At 57.9% G+C, this 18,467-nt stretch carries 16 protein-coding genes; 7 read left to right on the top strand and 9 right to left on the bottom strand.

All coding sequences use genetic code 11. The features are described 5' to 3' along the window. Positions 1–207 precede the first annotated feature (207 nt). The 7 genes from JFN90_RS11850 to JFN90_RS11820 all read left to right on the top strand — a co-directional run bounded on the left by JFN90_RS11850 (position 208) and on the right by JFN90_RS11820 (position 7,876). On the top strand, positions 208–732 hold the full coding sequence (locus JFN90_RS11850) for a flavodoxin (RefSeq protein ID WP_199395329.1): 525 nt from the start codon (positions 208–210) through the stop codon (positions 730–732). A 28-nt stretch (positions 733–760) separates the two neighbouring features. After that, positions 761–1,567 (top strand): ATP-dependent sacrificial sulfur transferase LarE, encoded by an 807-nt coding sequence (gene larE / locus JFN90_RS11845; protein ID WP_199395328.1) that lies wholly within the window; start codon positions 761–763, stop codon positions 1,565–1,567. Between the two features lie 161 nt (positions 1,568–1,728). Beyond that, complete coding sequence (locus JFN90_RS11840; protein ID WP_199395327.1) at positions 1,729–2,709, top strand: DUF362 domain-containing protein; 981 nt, start codon at positions 1,729–1,731, stop codon at positions 2,707–2,709. Then, the gene (larB, locus tag JFN90_RS11835) at positions 2,681–3,361 is read left to right on the top strand and encodes a nickel pincer cofactor biosynthesis protein LarB (RefSeq protein WP_236018969.1); all 681 of its coding nucleotides are present in this window, start codon (positions 2,681–2,683) and stop codon (positions 3,359–3,361) included. The genes JFN90_RS11840 and larB overlap by 29 nt, the downstream gene beginning before the upstream one ends. After that, complete coding sequence (larC, locus tag JFN90_RS11830; protein ID WP_268898654.1) at positions 3,358–4,236, top strand: nickel pincer cofactor biosynthesis protein LarC; 879 nt, start codon at positions 3,358–3,360, stop codon at positions 4,234–4,236. The genes larB and larC overlap by 4 nt, the downstream gene beginning before the upstream one ends. 508 nt (positions 4,237–4,744) lie before the next feature. Further along, positions 4,745–5,599, top strand: a complete 855-nt coding sequence (locus JFN90_RS11825) for a phosphate/phosphite/phosphonate ABC transporter substrate-binding protein (RefSeq protein WP_199395324.1) — start codon at positions 4,745–4,747, stop codon at positions 5,597–5,599. Between the two features lie 12 nt (positions 5,600–5,611). Further along, the gene (locus tag JFN90_RS11820; protein WP_199395323.1) at positions 5,612–7,876 is read left to right on the top strand and encodes an ATP-binding protein; all 2,265 of its coding nucleotides are present in this window, start codon (positions 5,612–5,614) and stop codon (positions 7,874–7,876) included. Positions 7,877–7,928: 52 nt separating this feature from the next. On the opposite strand, the gene JFN90_RS11815 is transcribed toward JFN90_RS11820, so the two are convergent. The 9 genes from JFN90_RS11815 to JFN90_RS11775 all read right to left on the bottom strand — a co-directional run bounded on the left by JFN90_RS11815 (position 7,929) and on the right by JFN90_RS11775 (position 18,439). Beyond that, positions 7,929–8,741, bottom strand: a complete 813-nt coding sequence (locus tag JFN90_RS11815; RefSeq protein WP_199395322.1) for a hypothetical protein — start codon at positions 8,739–8,741, stop codon at positions 7,929–7,931. A 35-nt stretch (positions 8,742–8,776) separates the two neighbouring features. Then, positions 8,777–9,643: a transporter gene (locus JFN90_RS11810; protein ID WP_199395321.1), complete on the bottom strand. Its 867-nt coding sequence runs from the start codon at positions 9,641–9,643 to the stop codon at positions 8,777–8,779. A 32-nt stretch (positions 9,644–9,675) separates the two neighbouring features. Continuing rightward, positions 9,676–10,203 (bottom strand): DNA-binding protein, encoded by a 528-nt coding sequence (locus tag JFN90_RS11805; RefSeq protein WP_236018968.1) that lies wholly within the window; start codon positions 10,201–10,203, stop codon positions 9,676–9,678. A 352-nt stretch (positions 10,204–10,555) separates the two neighbouring features. After that, on the bottom strand, positions 10,556–11,905 hold the full coding sequence (locus tag JFN90_RS11800) for a sigma-54-dependent transcriptional regulator (RefSeq protein ID WP_199395319.1): 1,350 nt from the start codon (positions 11,903–11,905) through the stop codon (positions 10,556–10,558). Between the two features lie 18 nt (positions 11,906–11,923). Beyond that, on the bottom strand, positions 11,924–13,144 hold the full coding sequence (locus JFN90_RS11795; RefSeq protein WP_199395318.1) for a two-component system sensor histidine kinase NtrB: 1,221 nt from the start codon (positions 13,142–13,144) through the stop codon (positions 11,924–11,926). 35 nt (positions 13,145–13,179) lie between these two features. Then, positions 13,180–13,602 (bottom strand): cytochrome c, encoded by a 423-nt coding sequence (locus tag JFN90_RS11790; RefSeq protein ID WP_199395317.1) that lies wholly within the window; start codon positions 13,600–13,602, stop codon positions 13,180–13,182. Positions 13,603–13,613: 11 nt separating this feature from the next. Continuing rightward, a complete protein-coding gene (locus tag JFN90_RS11785; protein WP_236018967.1) occupies positions 13,614–14,498 on the bottom strand; it encodes a GerMN domain-containing protein in 885 nt (294 codons plus the stop codon). Positions 14,499–14,674: 176 nt separating this feature from the next. Next, entirely contained in the window at positions 14,675–15,154 is a 480-nt protein-coding gene (locus JFN90_RS11780) for a hypothetical protein (protein ID WP_199395316.1), read from the bottom strand. A gap of 147 nt (positions 15,155–15,301) precedes the next feature. Beyond that, positions 15,302–18,439: an efflux RND transporter permease subunit gene (locus JFN90_RS11775; RefSeq protein WP_199395315.1), complete on the bottom strand. Its 3,138-nt coding sequence runs from the start codon at positions 18,437–18,439 to the stop codon at positions 15,302–15,304. Positions 18,440–18,467 lie beyond the last annotated feature (28 nt).

Raw genomic sequence — 18,467 nt, 5'->3', positions numbered from 1 at the left:
TAATTCCAGAATCTACCCACATGTTACCCCCCCCACATACAGCTTTCAACAACATACAGCGCAATAAGCGGATCGGGCAATAATCCAACAGAATCGTGATATTACTGCGCGACTCTCCTGAGGTAATATCACACTGCACCAAAGGATAACCTGAAGACCTGAAAGATACCCCGGTGGTGCTACTAAAAAATTGAGGGAGAAGCCCGCATGGACAAAGGAAAAATCTTGATTGCGTACTATTCGCGCGCCGGCAGCAATTATGTCGGAGGTGACATCGTTAATCTAGAAGTGGGGAACACTGAGGTTGCCGCTCAGACCATTCAAAAGCTCACCGGTGCCGCAGTCCATAAAATCGACACGTTAAAGAAATATCCCGTTGATTACCACGAGACGACGGAGGTCTCGAAAAAGGAACTGAAACAGAATGCACGTCCAGAACTGTCATCACACCTGGAGGATATTTCGGGGTACGAGGTGATCTACCTGGGGTTTCCCAATTGGTGGGGAACCATGCCAATGGCCGTTTTCACCTTTCTAGAAGAGCACGATTTCTCAGGAAAAACCATCCTGCCATTTTGCACCCACGAAGGCAGTGCCATGGGTAGCAGCGAAAAGGATATTCGGAGGGTTTGCCCAGGGGCCACAGTAATGCGGGGGCTACCCATCGTGGGTGGATCTGTTCGCTCCGCAGAGGACCGGATCCGGGAATGGCTCGGGCTTCCGCGCCGCTAGAATCCAAGTACCACTATTGGGAGACCCAATGCTTCAGAAATATGAAGACCTTCTTGACAACCTGCGCACCATGCAACGCGTAATTGTAGCGTTTTCGGGAGGAGTTGACAGCACTCTTTTACTCTATGCCGCTCGCGAGGCACTGGGCGACGAAGTTCTAGCAGTAACTCTTGCCCCTCCTTACGTTCCCCAGGCCGAAGTCCAAGAAGCGAGGCAGGTCGCGGATCTCACTGGAGTCCGGCATCTCGTTGTGGATCAGCCCTTCCCTGAGGTGATCCGCAACAACCCGCCGGACCACTGCTACCTGTGCAAGCACCACCTGTTCTCATTACTCAAGGGAATGGCAACCGACCTTAGGGCCAGTGAGGTGCTGGAAGGGACAAACGTTGACGATCTGAACGATTATCGCCCCGGCTTCAAAGCGCTCAAGGAGTTAGGCATCAAAAGTCCACTGTTACACGCAGGGCTCACCAAAACTGAGGTCCGTTCGCTCCTAAGGACATTCGGTATTGACGGTTGGGATAAACCGGCAAAGGCATGCCTCTTGTCCCGTTTGCCAGTAGACACTAGAGTTGACGAGGCTGAACTGCGGCGGGTTGAAGCAGGAGAAGCACTATTGGCACAAGCAGGCTTCCCCTCCGCACGGCTGAGGAGCCACGGAGCCATCGCCCGTATAGAAGTCGCGGTGAACGAAATTCCTGCACTGATCATGGCTTCCATCGAGCAACCTGAGGGACTTGAAGTAGCTCTGAGGAGCCTAGGGTATCGTCACGTCACTGTAGATTTGGCCGGTTACCGCATGGGAAGCATGAATGCTCCCCCCACCACACCGTAGAACACATATTCAATGCAACGACTCGCCAACAACACTATCGGGCAATGATTGCGTAGGATCAGGCTAACCGTTTTCTTTTTTTTCGCACATAGTGTCAATGACAAGCAGCCGATCCCACACCGTTTAATCGGCACCACTGCTATATTCAAAGGAGGTGTTACATGGCCAAAGATATTTCTCGTCGTCGGTTCCTACAAAACGGTGCTCTCGCCCTCGGAACAGTTGCCGTCTGCAACGTCCCTGGGATGCGCTCAGTTTTTGCGGCCCAGGAAGAAAGGGCTCCCGTCTTCTTTACTCAAGAAATTACTCCCGAAAGCCTCGTGAAAGTGTATTCCCGGGTAAACCGAAATATCTCAGGGAGGGTGGGGATCAAGATGCACACTGGCGAGCCGCACGGTCCCAACATCCTGCCTAGAAATATTGTAAAAGCCTTCCAGCAGACCATTCCCAACAGCAATCTCGTCGAGACCAATACGCTCTACAAGGGGAAAAGATTCACCACGGCTGATCATCGTGAAACCATCAGGATCAACGGCTGGAATTTTTGTCCCGTTGACATAATGGACGAGAACGGGGCGACGATGTTCCCGGTGCGTGGAGGAAAGCACTTCAAGGAAATGTCGATGGGCAAAAACCTGCTCAATTACGACTCGCTTGTGGTGCTGACACACTTCAAGGGGCACGCCAGTGGCGGCTACGGCGGTTCTCTCAAGAATATTGCCATAGGTTGCGCGGACGGGACCGTCGGCAAGAAAATGATCCATGGCGCCCCGGACAACGTTCGATATGAGCTCTGGCTCAAGGGCGAACCTTTCCAAGAAAACATGGTTGAGTCGGCTAAAGCCACCATGGATCACTTCGGGAAAAAGATCGTGTACGTAAATGTGCTGCGCAACATGTCCGTGGACTGTGACTGCGCCGGCACCAGCGCAGCCCCGGTCAAGGCGCACGATCTTGGCATCCTGGCATCTACCGACCTGCTCGCACTGGAGCAAGCATCCATCGATATGGTTTACCGGTTGCCGGAGGCTGAACTTCACGACCTCCGGGAACGGATCGAGTCCCGTAAAGGCCTACGCCAGTTATCCTATATGAAGGAATTGCGGATGGGCAATGACCACTACGAGCTCATCAGGGTTTAAGATGAATAGTATTCTTTTCGACCACGGCCGTACTGCCCGCATTGGGCTCCCCGAGGCGGTTTTCTGTGAGGGGAAATCTAGGGAAGCACTCGTTGAACTGCTGTCCCGGTTTGTTAAAGGATCGGGACAGTCTGTTCTTTTCACCCGCCTTGCCCTCGACTTGTTCGCTGAACTTCCCGAGATGATCAGGTCCGGCTACGATTACCACCCCCTTTCGCGCACCGCTTTCGGGACTGCCCTGCCAATGCAACCCAAGGGTAAGGTTGCCGTGGTTTCTGCCGGGACAGCCGATGGCTCAGTGGCCTGGGAGGCAGCCCGCACCCTTACCTATCTTGGGATACGCTGCGACGTTTACGAAGACTGCGGAGTCGCCGGGCTGTGGCGACTAACTGAGCGACTGGATGAAATCAACTCTTGTGATGCGGTCATCGTTGTTGCCGGGCTGGATGCGGCGCTTTTGAGTGTTATGGGTGGGCTCACCGCTAAGCCGATCTTCGGCGTCCCGACGTCGGTCGGGTACGGAATAGCTCGCCAAGGGCAGGCTGCGCTCGCCAGCATGCTTTCAAGCTGTGCGCCCGGTGTAGGAATCATGAATATCGACAATGGGTACGGAGCGGCCTGCGCCGCGGCAAGGGTCATCAACGCATTATGAGGAGAGGGAAAATTACAAACCACACGGACCGCCACCATAACCACAGCCATGCAGGAGAACACCACCACGCCCACTTGAAGTGTGGTGAAACAGTCTTGACTGTACGGGCACATTCCGGTCTGTCTGGAGATATGCTGGTGGCGGGACTGTTGCGGATTGCCAAACTTAGCGAGGATGAGATCGACCGACTGCTCGGCGCAATTCTACCCGAGCTGACAGGAACACTACGCCTGACCAAACGGAAGGTAAACCAAGTCACAGGCTGGACAGCTACCGTCGCACTTCCCGAGGAGCATCAGCACCGGACGCTACGCGATATCTGCACTGTCGTCTCCCAAAGCGGCCTCACCGATCAGGCTAAGCAATTGGCCATAGACGCCTTCACGCTGCTAGCTCGAGCCGAGGCTGCGGTTCATGACATGAGTCCGGAGGAGGTGCACTTCCACGAGGTCGGGGCGCTCGATAGTATCCTCGATATCTGCCTGGCCGCGGAGCTCTTTACTCGCCTTGCTCCTGGACGGTTTGTGGTAAGCCCACTGCCGCTGGCCGACGGCTTTGTAACCTGCGCCCACGGCGTCCTTCCTGTTCCAGCGCCCGCAGTTCTTGAGCTATTGGACGGCATATCTGTTTGTCGATTCCCCGGGGACGGCGAAACCATCACACCCACGGCCATTGCGCTGCTGCGCGCTTTCGGCGCTGTTTTCGGGGGATGGCCCGATATGTGTGTGGCGAGGCAAGCTCTCGTCTACGGCAGCCATGACTTCCCCAACGCCCCCAATGGTGCAATCTTTGCCTTTGGGGCTGCACAAGGATCGGTTCGTATGGCTGAAGGGAACGCGATGCTTCATGTTCATGAAAAAGCATGCCACCCATAGACCTTGCTCTACCCCCAATTGGCCGCACGTACGAAAGATCCACTCAATTCGCGACAAGCGCATAGTCTATCTCCTGTCGATTATTTTCTTCCGCTTTACTTTTTGTCACACTTTTGCTTCTAACTTTTTTGAAATAAATGATTGGAATCTAACCATACACCTTAATCATTTCAAGAACATACAAAAAATCCCTAAGATTCTTTTACTTCCGCCGAGTGTTCGTTCGTTCGCGGCGTTCGTTGTTCATTCATTGAGTTCTCTCGTTCGTCCCCTCGCGTATCCTTCCCGCCTTGTTGCTCCACCCACATTCGGCCTACAGTTACCTATATAACCAGCCGAAGAGACAGTGTGTGACATCATTTCTAAATGGTCACGGCTGTCTGAACATTCCATCACCAGCAGTTGTTGCTATTTCCTGTTTTTACAATATTACTTAACCGCTCCAGCATTCTCTTCCAGTTAATGCTGTGCCAGCATCACACAACGCCAATGCTTTGGAGGGATGTGTATGACACGCTGCAAGTACAATTTATTTTGCCTCACCTTGGCCATCCTCTTTCTTGCCGCCCTTCCCTGCCTGGCCCGCGCCACGGAGAAGAGCTACACACTCGCCATTGTCCCAAATCTCCCTGCCGTTACCCTCCACAAAAACTGGACTCCTATCGCGGAATATCTGTCTCGCGAGTTGGGAGTCAAGGTCGAACTGAGACTGTACGACAAGGTAACGACCTTTATCGAACAGACCCAGGCCGGCGATGCGGATTTCATGTATGCCGCTCCAAACATGTTCTTTCTTGCCTACCAAAAGCAGAAATATATCCCGTTAGTCCGTGGTTCCAACATGTTACGCGGCCAAGTCTTCGTACGTAAGGACTCACCCTACACCAAGGTGAAAGACCTGGAAGGCAAGACGATTGCCATCGTGGGACCTAAAAACGTCTGCAGCGTCATCACGCGCCACGCCCTTATCACCGGTCAGAATATCGACTTCAACGTATCGTTCAGTGGTTCCACCATAAACGTCGCCAAGAGCGTCCTGCTCGGCAAGGCCGATGCCGGCGCCACCCTGGACAGCAGCATGATGGAAGATGCGCGCGAAATGCAAAATGAACTCCGGGTTCTCATGCAGACCCCACAGATCCCCCCTCACCCCTTGGCGGCACATCCTCGAATTCCGAAGAAAGTTCGAGATGCGGTCACGGCTGCGCTGCTTAACCTCGACAAGTCGGAGCAGGGACGCAAGATGTTGGAGGCGGTGAAACTGACCAGACCGGTCAAGGCTGACTATAAGCGCGACTACTCCTTCTTTGCCAACGTCGATTTTGACCGACTGGAGAAACAGCAACCGAAACCAGCGAAGTAATCGGAACCTGAAATGCTAAAGCGCCTGGAAACAAAGATTATTGTCTCGCTTGCCCTGATCCTCGCGGCCATGATTGCCGTCTACGGTTGGTGGACCGGCAGCAGCCAGCGGTCGGTCTACATCAATGCCCTGACCGACAACATCCGGGTTCTTTCGCACAGTCACGCCGATGACGCGGCCACCTTCATCGTCACCAAGGAGTACGCGGGGCTGGAATCCCACATGATGAACGCGGCCAGCATGCCCGACGTCCTTTCCATCCAAGTGACCGAACCGGATGGCCATGTTCTTTGCAACATCAAGCGTCCCTTGCGTGGCGCACCTCCTAAACTGAGCTACGACACCAGGGCAATAGCAGTCCCCCGTAAGGCGGAACCGTCTCTCTGGCGCGAAGGAGACCAGTTGGTGAGCTGGGCCCCCATCTTCGCAGGCACCCACCTCGGTTGGGTCAGGATGGCCCTCACCCTCACGACCGCAACCCAACTACAGAAGGCGACCTGGAACAGCAGCCTACAGATCGGGGCGCTTTGGATCATGGTCGGCACGCTGCTGATGATCATGGTGGTAAAGCGCCCGTTGCAAGCGGTACGGGAGCTGAGCCTGTTCGCCCAGGAACTTCAGGACCGAAAGGGAGCCCAGGTTTCGGTGCGGCGCGGAGTCTACGAGATCGATCTCTTGGCCGATGCGCTGAACCATTCATCGACCGAACTGAGGGAGGCGGAACAACGCCTGCTTGCGGAGCAGGAACGTCTCACCGTCACCCTGCAATCCATCGGAGATGCGGTTATCGCGACGGATACCGGCAACAGGATCATGCTGTTGAACCAGATCGCGGAACAGCTAACCGGCTGGCGCGAAGACGAAGCAAAAGGGATGGAACTTGGGCAGGTGCTGAAGCTGGGCAGCGATGCGGAATACACGGAAGTGATGACTCAACTAAGCTCAGTCCTGGCGGCAAGGCGGACGCTCGAACTGACAGGCCAGCACCATCTCCATTCCAGGAGCGGCACCCTGCGCACCGTTACGGCCAATGGCGCCCCCATCATCGACAGTTCGGGGCAGCTGGCGGGCATGGTGCTGGTGATACGAGACGTCACCGAGAAAGCCGAGATAGAGGCGGAAAAACGGGGGTTGGCGCAGCAGTTGGCGCAATCCCAGAAAATGGAGGCCGTGGGCCAGTTGGCCGGCGGCGTGGCGCATGATTTCAACAACATGCTCGGGGTCATCATCGGCCATGCCGAGCTGGCGCTCCTGCGCATCGACACCTCGGGCGAGATGCGCGACCGCCTCAAGGAAATACTGGACGCGGCCAACCGCTCGGCCGACATCACCAGGCAACTGCTTGCCTTTTCCCGTCAACAGCACGCCGAGCCGAAGGTTCTCGACCTGAACGAGACTATCGCCCGGATGCTCAAGATGCTGCATCGCCTGATCGGGGAAGACATCGACCTGTCCTGGTCGCCCGGCTTCAACGTCAGTAAGATCCGCATCGACCCGTCGCAACTGGATCAGGTCATGGCGAACCTCTGCGTCAACGCGCGCGACGCTATCGCCGGGGTCGGCAAGATAGAGATCGAAACCCAGAATGTCACGCTCGACCTGCACGATCAGGCACGGATGACCGACCTCATTCCCGGCGACTACGTGATGCTGGTGGTCTCCGACAGCGGACGGGGCATGACGCCAGAGGTAATGGACCGCATCTTCGAGCCCTTCTACACCACCAAGGAACTAGGACGCGGCACCGGCCTGGGCCTCGCCACCGTGTTCGGCATCGTCAAGCAAAACAGCGGCAACATCGAGGTGGTCAGTGAACCGGGTCACGGTACCACCTTCCGGATCTATCTCCCTTCAGTACACGAGGTCGCCCAGGAAGCGAAGCCGGAGGGGGAAAGGCCGGTGGGGGGAACCGAAACCATACTCGTGGTCGAGGACGAACCCGCCATTATGGAAATAGGGACAACCATCCTGTCCCAGTTAGGCTACACCGTCTATGCCGCAGGCTCACCGGAACAGGCGATCAATATCGCGTCCGATCGCAGCAAGGAGATCGACCTGCTCCTTACCGACATCATTATGCCCGGCATGAACGGCCGGGACCTCTCCGAGCGGCTGTTGCAAAGCCGGCCCGGTCTGAAGTGCCTGTTCATGTCTGGTTACACTGCCGATGTGATCGCGGAGCGGGGCAAGGTAGACGAGGACATGTGTTTCCTGCAAAAGCCGTTCACCATGCAGACGCTGGCCGCCAAGGTGCGAGAGGTCTTAGACGGAGCGTGAAATCGGAGAGCGGCATCCCCCACTTGTACTGAGGATGCCGCTTTTCAATCTGCTATTGGCCCATCATCCTCCCGCCCCCCATCATGCCGCCGAAGTAGGATGACATGTTGTGGAACGGTTGCCCGATCATGATGGTGTTGAGGTCCGAGGACATCTGGTCCATCAACAGCTTCATGTCCGCGTCTGTGGTGGCGGCCCGCACCGATGACATGTTACTGAACATCGCCCCCATCATGCCGCGGTAACGGTTGACGTCCACCACGGTATCACTCCCCGCCTGGTACACCAGCCCCATCTGCCCCCCCATCAGGGTTGCCATATTCTGGGCGGTGGCATGGAGCGTCTGGTTCTGCCCTGCCCCTGCCATGTAGTCCGCCATCAGGTTGGTATTCTGGGAAAGGTTCAGTTTCTGGTGCAGCTGGTCCATGGCCTGGTCCATGGTGTAGTTGCCGGTCTCCATCATCTCGCGTACCTGAGTCGTGATGGGGCTGATGAAGTTGCTGCTCACCGTCCCGGAGACGCTGTCCTTAGGAAGGCTCAACAGGTAACTGTGTGCCACGGAGAGGCCGGTATCGTGGTCGATGGTGACGGCCTTGACGGCCAGGGCGACAATCGGGTACTTGCCGATATCGGCGGGATCCACGGTGAGCGTATAGGCGCCATTGGCGTCGGTTTGGGTATTGGGCTCGCCTTCATCGAGACGATAGTTGTTGTTCTTGTCGAGGAAGACGGTCGCCTTCTCCAGGTATCCGTCCGCCACCTTACCGGCTACCTTGGCCGAGGTGGAGGAGGAGCCTCCGCCACACCCTGCCAGCATACCGACCGCCATGACTGCCGCCGCTGCCGCAATAACTTGTCGTTTCATAGTAACGCCTCCTCTTCTACCACTGAAAGATATTTTCAAAACTCGTAAGAGATCGCGAGGCCACTGCCGTAGTCGGCACTGCTGCGGGTCCAGCCTTTACCGACGTACCCTTCGATGCTAGTCCGGCCGGTGACCAGATATTTCAGCTTGAGGCGGGTTTCCACCAGTTGGCTAGCTCCCTCGATCGGCGCCGTCGAGGTCTTGACCACCAGCATGGGGAGCAACGCATCCGTTACCGCATAGCCAATTCCCGCGTTGAAGCTGAAGTAATCCTTCAAGGGCAGCACCGACGAATGCCCCTGAAAGGTATAACCCGCCTCGGTGAAGGTGTACCACCTGTCCAACTGCTTGAAGAATTCAACCGCGCCTCCTTCGTCGAAGGCTCCGGTGCCCAGCGCCTTGTTCTCATCCCCCGTCGGGAACTTGACGAAAAGGTAGGGACGGACTCGCGGCATGAGCTCACCTTCCGGCACCAGGATGTAACCGGCCTTGGCGGTGATGTCGCCCAGGCCGCTCGCGGATCTACCGTAGTTGCCCGGGGTGGCGGAGGATATCGAGCCGCTACCCCCATGCCCCCCATTCATGGCGGCCACTTCCTTTTGCATCCCAGCCATTTGTCCACCCGAGCCGAGGAGAACGCCGGTATTCACCGCCGAGTTGCTCTGATAGACGTAGGGTATTTCGAGCGAAAAGCCGAGCCGTTCGGTGGCGGCGAACGCCAAGGTGAGCGGAAGGTAGATGGACTGCGTTCTTGTGCTCGTGCCGTAATCACCAGAGGCGAACTCGAACCCCAAGGAAGCCGAAAGCGCCGGCCCCTCGGCCCGAACCTGCCCGGGCAGCAGCAAACACCCCGCCAGCGCGGAAAAGCCAACTATCTTGCGGTAAACACCTTTTTTGAACATCGTCACCTCGTGGAGCCACCCGGCTCAAGCCACTAGCGTCGCATCATGCCGCCGCCCATCGTGCCGCCGCCCCGCATGAAACCACCACCCATACCGGTGCCGAACCGGTTGTCCTGCGAGCGCATGCCGGCCCCGGCTCCTTTGCTCGACCATGCCGGATCGCCGCTCTCGCTGCGCAGTTCGACAGCGGCTCCCGTGGTCTTGTTCACCAACTTCTGGGTCAGTAGGTAATTCTCTCCGTCAAGCCCCTGCGCCTTGGCGCCTTTGGCGCTGACCTCGTCGTTTACCCGTACCGCTATCCCGTTTTTCCGCCAGTACGAGCCGGGCCCGACGCTCAGGTTTAACGTGCCCGATGCCGTTTGTACCTTCACTATGTACTGCTCGTTTTCCACCTGGTGCGGCTGGGCGATGACTCGACCCGATACGCTCCCCACGGTATTGAGGTCGTAGCCTCGGTTGAAGTCGAGACCGCTTTTCCCCTTGTCGTCCGGACCGAAACCGAGAAAGCCCGCGGAAGCATCCCCGAGCCACAGCCCGTTCAGGAGCAAAACAATAATCATGACAACAAGACGCCACCCCGCCATAACAATTCACCGTCCTTCCGGTTGGTCACCACATCGGATGCATCATGCAGCACCCAGTCAGCAGCGCGAATCCCGCCACTATCAAAACCATCGCCATTACTTTCATCACTCCCCCGTATTTCCGGTCACAGTTCCCCGAGCAACGCTCCGTTTCCAAAACTTCCACCTCCTTATCGTAGTGTCAACGGTGAAGATGTATCACGGTTCGTGCCAGTCGTGGCGAACTTCGTAAAGCACCGGAATATCGTCAGGCGGGGAACTCGGAGTCGGACCGAAGCGGCGTCTAGTGTGCATTTTTTTGCACCGCCGCAGGCCTCCATTGCACCACTTATCCCTCGTCGAGAAAGCCGTATTCCTTAAGCTTGTACTGCAATGACCGGCGGGATATACCGAGTTCCTGCGCGGCAAGCCTGCGGTTCCCGCCATGTTTCGCAACTGCCCGCGCGATCAGGTCGCGTTCCGCCCCTTTCAGGCATTCCCTGCTGTCCATTTGTCCGCCTTGAGAGACGAACACGATCTCCTCCGGAAGCGTACCCGTCCGCACCATATCCCTGGACAGGATCACCGCCCGCTCCATCACGTTTTGCAGTTCCCGGACGTTACCCGGCCAATGGTAGCGACGTAGTGCGGCGACCGCGTCATGTTCGATCCCCCTGAGCGTCTTGCCGAGTTGAGAGCTGAAGCGTCGCACGAAGTATTCGGCCAAAAGATCGATAATATCGATCCTTTCTCGAAGCGGCGGAAGCCGCAGCGGGAAGACGTTGAGCCGGTAATACAGGTCCTCGCGGAAGCGCCGCTGATCCACTTCCTCGCGCAGGTTCCTGTTGGTAGCCGCGATGATGCGGACATCCGCCTTCATCTCCCGGGTCCCCCCCACCCTCTCGAAGGCCCGCTCCTGTATCACGCGCAGCAGTTTCGCCTGGAGGGAAAGGGGCATCTCACCGATCTCGTCGAGGAAGATAGTCCCCCCCTTGGCCAGCTCGAATTTCCCCTGGCGCGCCTGGATGGCACCGGTAAACGCACCTTTCTCGTGACCGAACAGTTCGCTCTCCAGGAGGTTATCCGGAATGGCAGCGCAGTTTATGGCGACAAAAGCGCCCTTGTTCCTCTGGCTCATCATGTGAATGGTTCGGGCGACCAATTCCTTGCCGGTGCCGCTCTCGCCATAGATCAGCACGTTGGCCATCGTGGCGGCCACGTCCCCAACCAACTGCCGCACGGCGCGCATGGCCTCACCGGCAAAAAGGAGCTCCTCAGGCGGCAACCCGGCCGCCTCGGACTCCTTCAGGGACAGGTACTCGCGGGTCCGCCCCTGAGCCTCGATGGTCCGTCGCACCAGCGTGAGCAGGGCCTGCGGGTCTTTCAGTGGTTTGGTCAGGAAATCAACCGCCCCGTCTTTGATGGCTCCGACGGCCTCGTCAACGGTACCAAAGGCGGTAAGGAAGATGAAGGGAGGCGCGCCCGGGTCCGGCCTCGTCTCCCGAAACAGGTCGAGCCCGCTCTTCCCGGGCAGCTTCAGATCGGAAACCACGACGTCAAAGGCGGTTTGCCGCAATAGGCGCAGCGCCTTGACGCCGTCTGCCACGGTCTGCACCTGGTACCCCTCGTCCTGCAAAATGGTCTGAATAAAGGCACGAAAGGTATCGTCATCCTCGACAACCAGCACGGTTCCGTTCATTTCAGCTCCTCGATTTCCTCAGCGTGCGCGGGGGAGGACCATCGTCACCACGGTCCCCTCCCCTACCCTGCTCTTCAGCGTGATCTTGCCACCGTTTGCTTCGACTATTTTCTTGCACAAGGCGAGTCCCAACCCGGTTCCCCTGGATTTGGTGGTGAAAAATGGTTCAAAGACGAGCGGGAGGTGTTCCTCGGCTATGCCGTGCCCGTTATCCTCAATCGTGATGACGGCGTTTTTGCCGGAAGGCGCCGCAATCACGCAGAGCTCGCCTCCCTGTGCCATGGCCTGAAGGGCGTTATGGACAAGGTTCAGTAGCGCCTGCTCGATCCTGTCCCTGTTGCAGCGAACCAGCAGATCTGCCGGGCAGTTCAAGGTGATGCCGACGTTACCGTTACCGGCATCTGGTCCGCACAGGGAAACGGTGTGCTCGATAAGTGGGGCAAGGAGGAAATCGTTTGGGGTGCCGGGCTCGTGAGCGGCATAGAGCAGGAGCTCGCTGACCAGGCTTTCCAGGCGGACAGCCTCGGTGACGATGCTCTGGGCGAAGGCACCGTTACGTGACTCCTGGGGCTTCGCGGCGATAACCTGGGCGAATCCCTTGATGCCCGCCAACGGGTTCCGGATTTCGTGGGCAAGCATGGCCCCCATTTCCCCAAGTTTAGCCAACGCCTCCCTGCGCGCCAGTTCCTCCTCATGGCGCTCCTGGCGCCGCGCATATCGCGACAACCCCAGGCTCAGCAGCCACCCGACCACGACCAGTGCGACCACGATGGTCATGTTGAGCCTGGCTCGGCGTGTCACCGCGTCAGAGCGGTACGTGTGCAGGGTGAGCACCAGGAGAAACGGCTCCCCGGACACGTTCACCGGCGAGGCGAACTGGTAGGCGCGTTCGCCGGTGCCGAGAACGACACTGGTCTCGGACCAGTTCAAAAGCGCGCTCTCCTTGGCCGAGCCATGAGCAACAGTCGTTCCGACCAGATCATGATTGGAATGGAAGCGGTAAACGCCCCGGCGGTCGACCAGGGCGAAGTAGGCGACATCGGGGGGATGGAAGGAGTGCAGTGTTTCCAGGGAGGGATCGTTGGCTGCCAGTTTTTCTATGGCGGTAGTGAGCGACAAGGCGAGCCCGCGCAGGTTTTCCCTGGCTATAGGCCCAGCTTGACGGTAGTCGTAGACTGCGAACCAGAGCAAACAGCAGGTGACGGCGACGCCTAAGAGCAAGATCGCTTTCCTGAACATACATTACCGCCACATGCTGCTAGCTGAGGACATAGCTAGGACCGGAACTTGGCATGGCAGGAATTGCACTGTCTTGCAGCGGAGGCAAAGGCCGCCCTGGCGCCTTCCAAGTCGCCTTTCTTCGCCGCATCGGCAAGGCCCCTGATGTCATGTTCGAGGTCGCCGGCGAGCCCCTGGAATTCATTTAGTTTCTCCACATTTTTGTGAGGAGTCGACTTCTTCAGATCGGCCGTCGTGGAGAGAATGTAATCGGCCTGCTTGACCACCCCCTTCACATCGCCCTTTTCCAACGAAGCCTGGATCAGCGCCTGGGCCTTTGCATACCGGGGCATCATCTTGTGCAGCTTCGCCATCTGGACGTCAGTGTGGTGCTTAACGTGTTCATGGTTCTCGTGGGCGTCCGCCACGGCGTAACTCAGCAAAAAGGCAGCGGCGACGATTGTCATGCCCTTATACATAATTGCTCCTGTCAGTGTTGTCTGATTTCCAGCGGGATTTCGCCATCACCCGATGCGCTTCGTCCCAGCTTGTCGGTGACCCGCCAATGTATCTTGACGGGAGTACCCTCTTGAAGTGATAGCGGAGTCTTGGACTTGAGGACACCCGCCATGTCAAAGACCGATTGAAAGATATCCCCCTCTATCTTCTTCCCGTCGGTACCGGACAATGTAAGTTCCTTGATGTCCACCGGGCGGTCGAAGAAGGCGTCGATCTCCTCGACATTGGCGGCGCCCTTCTCCTTCATGCCGACCACTCCCAAAAGCCTCGGCGGCGCGAGAGGAAGCACGGCACTCTCATCGGTCTTCGCGACCAGCTTCTCAAGTGAATTTTCCGCACCCTCGACCTTGATAACGACCTTGGTCACGCCGGTGAACTGACGCAAGGTCAGCACCACTGCATTCACCAGTGCCTGTTGTTGCTGCTCCTTGGCCGAATTCACTTCCTTGCTGAAATTGACGGTGACCGTGCCGGCGGTTTCCGATACTTCAAGGACGCGGCTGCCCGCCGGGAACGGCTGAGCCAGTTCGCCCTGATATGCTTTCTGATCGCCCATACCCGCGACCAGTTTGCCGAGCGCCACCTTCTTGAGACTTGCCTCGTCGAAGGTGAAGAACGGAAATGGCAGCACTTTTCCCGCTTCTTTTGCGGAAGGGAAATAGATGACGAAGCCATAGCAGGTACCCTTGTCCACCGGCGGTACCGGGCCGAAGGACTTCACAAAGGCGGCGGTGGCGTTCACCCTCCCCTTCGCTTCAGCAGGAGGCTCCTGGCGGGACGTGCATCCGACAAAGAAGGCAACGAGCAGAAAGAGTGACATGGTGCGAACGGTTCTGATGAGGGTATCTGTGGTCATGGTAAGTATCCTCTAAGATATTTTAGAGAAAAACGCCAGTCGATAATTCTTATAGTTCGATAACTTATACTTACAGGGCGAACCAAGCGAGACTATGACGGTTGAAGAGGACTGGAAAACGCAGGAGGGAAAGGAAAACCAAGGGCGGCTCCGCCTACGGAGCCGCCCACTCTGAACTACTTGACGGTGTACCAGAACTTCGAGGTGCGTACCTGGCCGTCTTTCAGCTTGAATTTGGCCATCACGCCGTACTTGCCCTTCTTAGAGAGGTCGAAGTCTGCGCCGAAGTGGCCCTGCATGCCCATCAGTTCCTTGGTCTGCTCGGCGTTGTCCGGCCCCTGGATTTTGGCCTTCACCTCGCCTTCGGTGATCGGCTTGCCGGTCTTGGCATCCTTGAACTCTACGGCGATGTGGTGGGTCTCTTTCATCCCTTTGGGAAGTTCCATCTTCATGGCGGCCATGTGCTCCTTCATGCTCATGACCTTGAAGGTGGCCTTCACGCCGTTGACAACTTCCTGGTGAGCGACGGCGCCCATATCATGGTTCATCTTCATATCGCCGTGCCCCATATCCATGGAACCGTGGTCCATAGCATAGGAAGCGATCGGGGCGGTCAGAGCGAGTGCGGCGGCAACCAGAACGATGAGTTTCTTCATAAGTGATTCTCCTTTTGGGTGAAAAATAAACTTATTATTGATTAAGCACGCGGTGTGCCAAGAGCTAAGGTGCCATTTCTGCATGGTCTTACGGCAATCAAGCGCAGCAACCTGCAGAATATTCTACTTGGTTAGTAGCATATTCCGCTAGTGCTTCATCCCCGAGTACTTCAGTTTTCCCTTTTTCAGGTCGTGCTTCTTCATCAGCACGAAGATCACCGGGGTCATGATGAGCACGTGCACAGCGGAAGATATCATGCCGCCGATCATGGGCGCCGCGATCGGTTTCATCACGTCGGCACCGGTGCCGGAGGACCACATGATGGGAACCAGGCCGATCAGGGCCACCGCCACGGTCATCAGCTTCGGCCGCAATCTGAGCACCGCACCCTCGAAGGTGGCGTCGTAGATGTCCTGCTCGGTAACCGGCCCTTTCAAGAGCTTCTTATCCAGCGCCTCGTGCAGGTAGATGACCATGACCACCCCTGTCTCAACGGCGATCCCGTACAGGGCGATGAAGCCGACCCAGACCGCGACCGACATATTGTACCCGAGCAGTTTCACCAGGTAGACTCCGCCGACTAGTGCGAAGGGTACCGAGAGCATGACCATGCTCGCTTCGATTGCCGAGTGGAAGGTGAAATAGAGCAGGATGAAGATGATCAGGATCCCGGCGGGAACCAGCATCTGCAACCGCGCCTTGGCGCGCACCTGGTTCTCCCACTGACCGGACCAGGCGACGTAGTAGCCCGGAGGAAGTTTCATCTGTTTTTCGAGCACGGTCTTCGCCTCGTTGACGAAGCCCCCCATGTCGCGGCCACGCACGTTCAAGAAGACGATGGAGCGCAACAGGCCGCCTTCGCTGTTGATCTCGGGCGCGCCCGTGGAAACCTTCAGCTTGGTCACCAGCGAGAGCGGCACCTGTGCCCCCTCCATGCCGGAGACCAGGATGCGCTGGATGGACGGGATGTCGCTGCGCATCTCGCGCATGTAGCGCAGGCGGATCGGGAAGCGGTTGCGCCCTTCCACCGAGGTGGAGAGCATCTCACCGCCAAGGGCCGTGGATATGACCTCCTGGATATCCCCCACGGCGACGCCGTAACGTGCCGCCGCCTCGCGGTCGATGTCGATGTCGATGTAGTTGCCGCCGGTTACCCTCTCCGCGACCACGTCCGCCGCACCCGGCACCGTTTTCAGTATCCCCTCGGCCTGCACCGCCAGATCCTTCAGTACGTTCAGGTCGGCGCCGAAGATCTTGACCCCCAGGTCGGTTCGCACGCCGGTGGAGAGCATGTTGATGCGGTTGATGATGGGCTGGGTCCACCCGTTTCTGACCCCGATCTGCTGCAACTTGCTGTCCAGCTCCGACACGATGTCGGCCTTGGTCACGCCAGGTCGCCACTTGTCCTTGGGCTTGAGGATGATGATGCTCTCGAACATGGAGACCGGTGCCGGATCGGTGGAGGTCTCGGCGCGCCCGACCTTGCCCAGCACGTGCTCCACCTCGGGGACGCTCTTGATCACGGTGTCCTGCACCTGGATCAACCGTTTGGCCTCGTTGATGGAGATGTTGGGCAGCGTCACCGGCATGTAGAGGAGCGAGCCTTCGTCAAGCGGAGGCATGAATTCGCTGCCGATACTTACGAACATCGGGATGGCGATGGCGAGCGCAATCACGTTCAGCGCGATGGTGGTCTTCTTCCACTTGAGCACCCACCGGATCACCGGCGAATAGAGCTTGATGAAGAAGGTGGAGACCGGGTTCGAGCTCTCCGGCGGCATCTTGCCCCGCATGAAGTAGTACATCAGCACCGGCACCAGGGTGATGGCGATGAAGGCCGATCCCATCATGGAGAAGGTCTTGGTAAAGGCGAGCGGGTGGAACATCTTCCCTTCCTGTCCTTCGAGCAGGAATACCGGCACGAAGGAGAGGATGATGATGGCCAGCGAGAAGAAGATGGCGCGGCCGACCTGCTTGGCCGAGGCGATGATCACGTCCAGGCGCTTTTCGCGCCGCTCCTCGGGAGGCATCTCGGAGAGGTGCCGGTAGCAGTTCTCCACCATGATGACGCCGGCATCCACCAATACGCCGATGGCGATGGCAATGCCGCCCAGCGACATGATGTTGGACGACACCCCCATAAGCTTCATGGTGATGAAGGAAAACAGCACGGCGATGGGAAGCGTCAGCACGATCACGAGGGCGCTCTGGAAGTGGAGCAGGAACACCAGGATGACCAGCGACACGACGATGGACTCCTCCATGAGGGAGGATTTCAACGTGTGGATGGCGCGCTCGATGAGGTCGCTGCGATCATAGGAAACCATGATCTTGACGCCGGGAGGGAGGCCCTTCTCCAGGGAGACAATTTTCTCCTTGACCCGGTCGATGACGTCCTTCGCGTTCTCGCCATAGCGCATGACCACGATGCCGCCCACGGCCTCGCCCTGCCCGTTCATGTCGAGCATGCCGCGCCGGATGGCGCCGCCCAACTGCACCGTACCCAGGTTCTTCACGTAGATGGGGGTGCCGCGCATGTCGGCGCCGACCACGATGTCCTCCAGGTCAGCGGTGGACTTCACGTAGCCGCGACCGCGGATCAGGTACTCCGCGTCGGCCTGCTCCAGAAGCCTGCCGCCCACGTCGTTGTTGGACTTCTTGATCGCCTCGGCCACCTGCCCCACCTTGATGTTGTAGGCGAAGAGGCGGTTCGGGTCGAGGTCGACCTGGTACTCGCGCACGAAGCCGCCGATGGAGGCCACCTCGGCCACGCCGGGAACGGTGTTCAGCTGGTAGCGCACGAACCAGTCCTGCAGGGTCCGCAGCTGCTCCAGGTCGTATCCCTTACCTTCCAGGGTGTACCAGAAGACGTGGCCGACACCGGTGCCGTCCGGGCCAAGCGTCGGCACGACGCCTTGCGGCAGCAGGCTGGCGGCGTAGTTCAGCCGCTCCAGAACGCGGGTCCTGGCCCAGTAGATGTCCGCCTTGTCCTCGAAGATCACATAGATCATGGAGAAGCCGAAGGCGGAGGAGGCGCGCACGGCGCGGACCTGCGGCAGCCCCTGCAGGTTCACCGCCAACGGATAGGTAACCTGATCCTCGACCACCTGCGGCGACCGCCCCGGGTAATCGGTGAAGACGATGACCTGGTTGTCGGAGAGATCCGGTATCGCATCGACCGGCGTGTTGTAGACCGCCCAGACGCCCCAGGCGATCAGCAGGGCGAACAGCATCAGCACTATCACCCGGTTGCGGGCGGAATATTCGATGATCTTTTCAATCATGTAAAACCTCAGTGCTCATAGTAATTCC

This window comes from Geomonas propionica, assembly GCF_016458235.1.
Taxonomy (GTDB): domain Bacteria; phylum Desulfobacterota; class Desulfuromonadia; order Geobacterales; family Geobacteraceae; genus Geomonas; species Geomonas propionica.
Note: the sequence above shows the minus strand (reverse complement) of the source record. Positions and strands in the feature narration are given on the sequence as shown.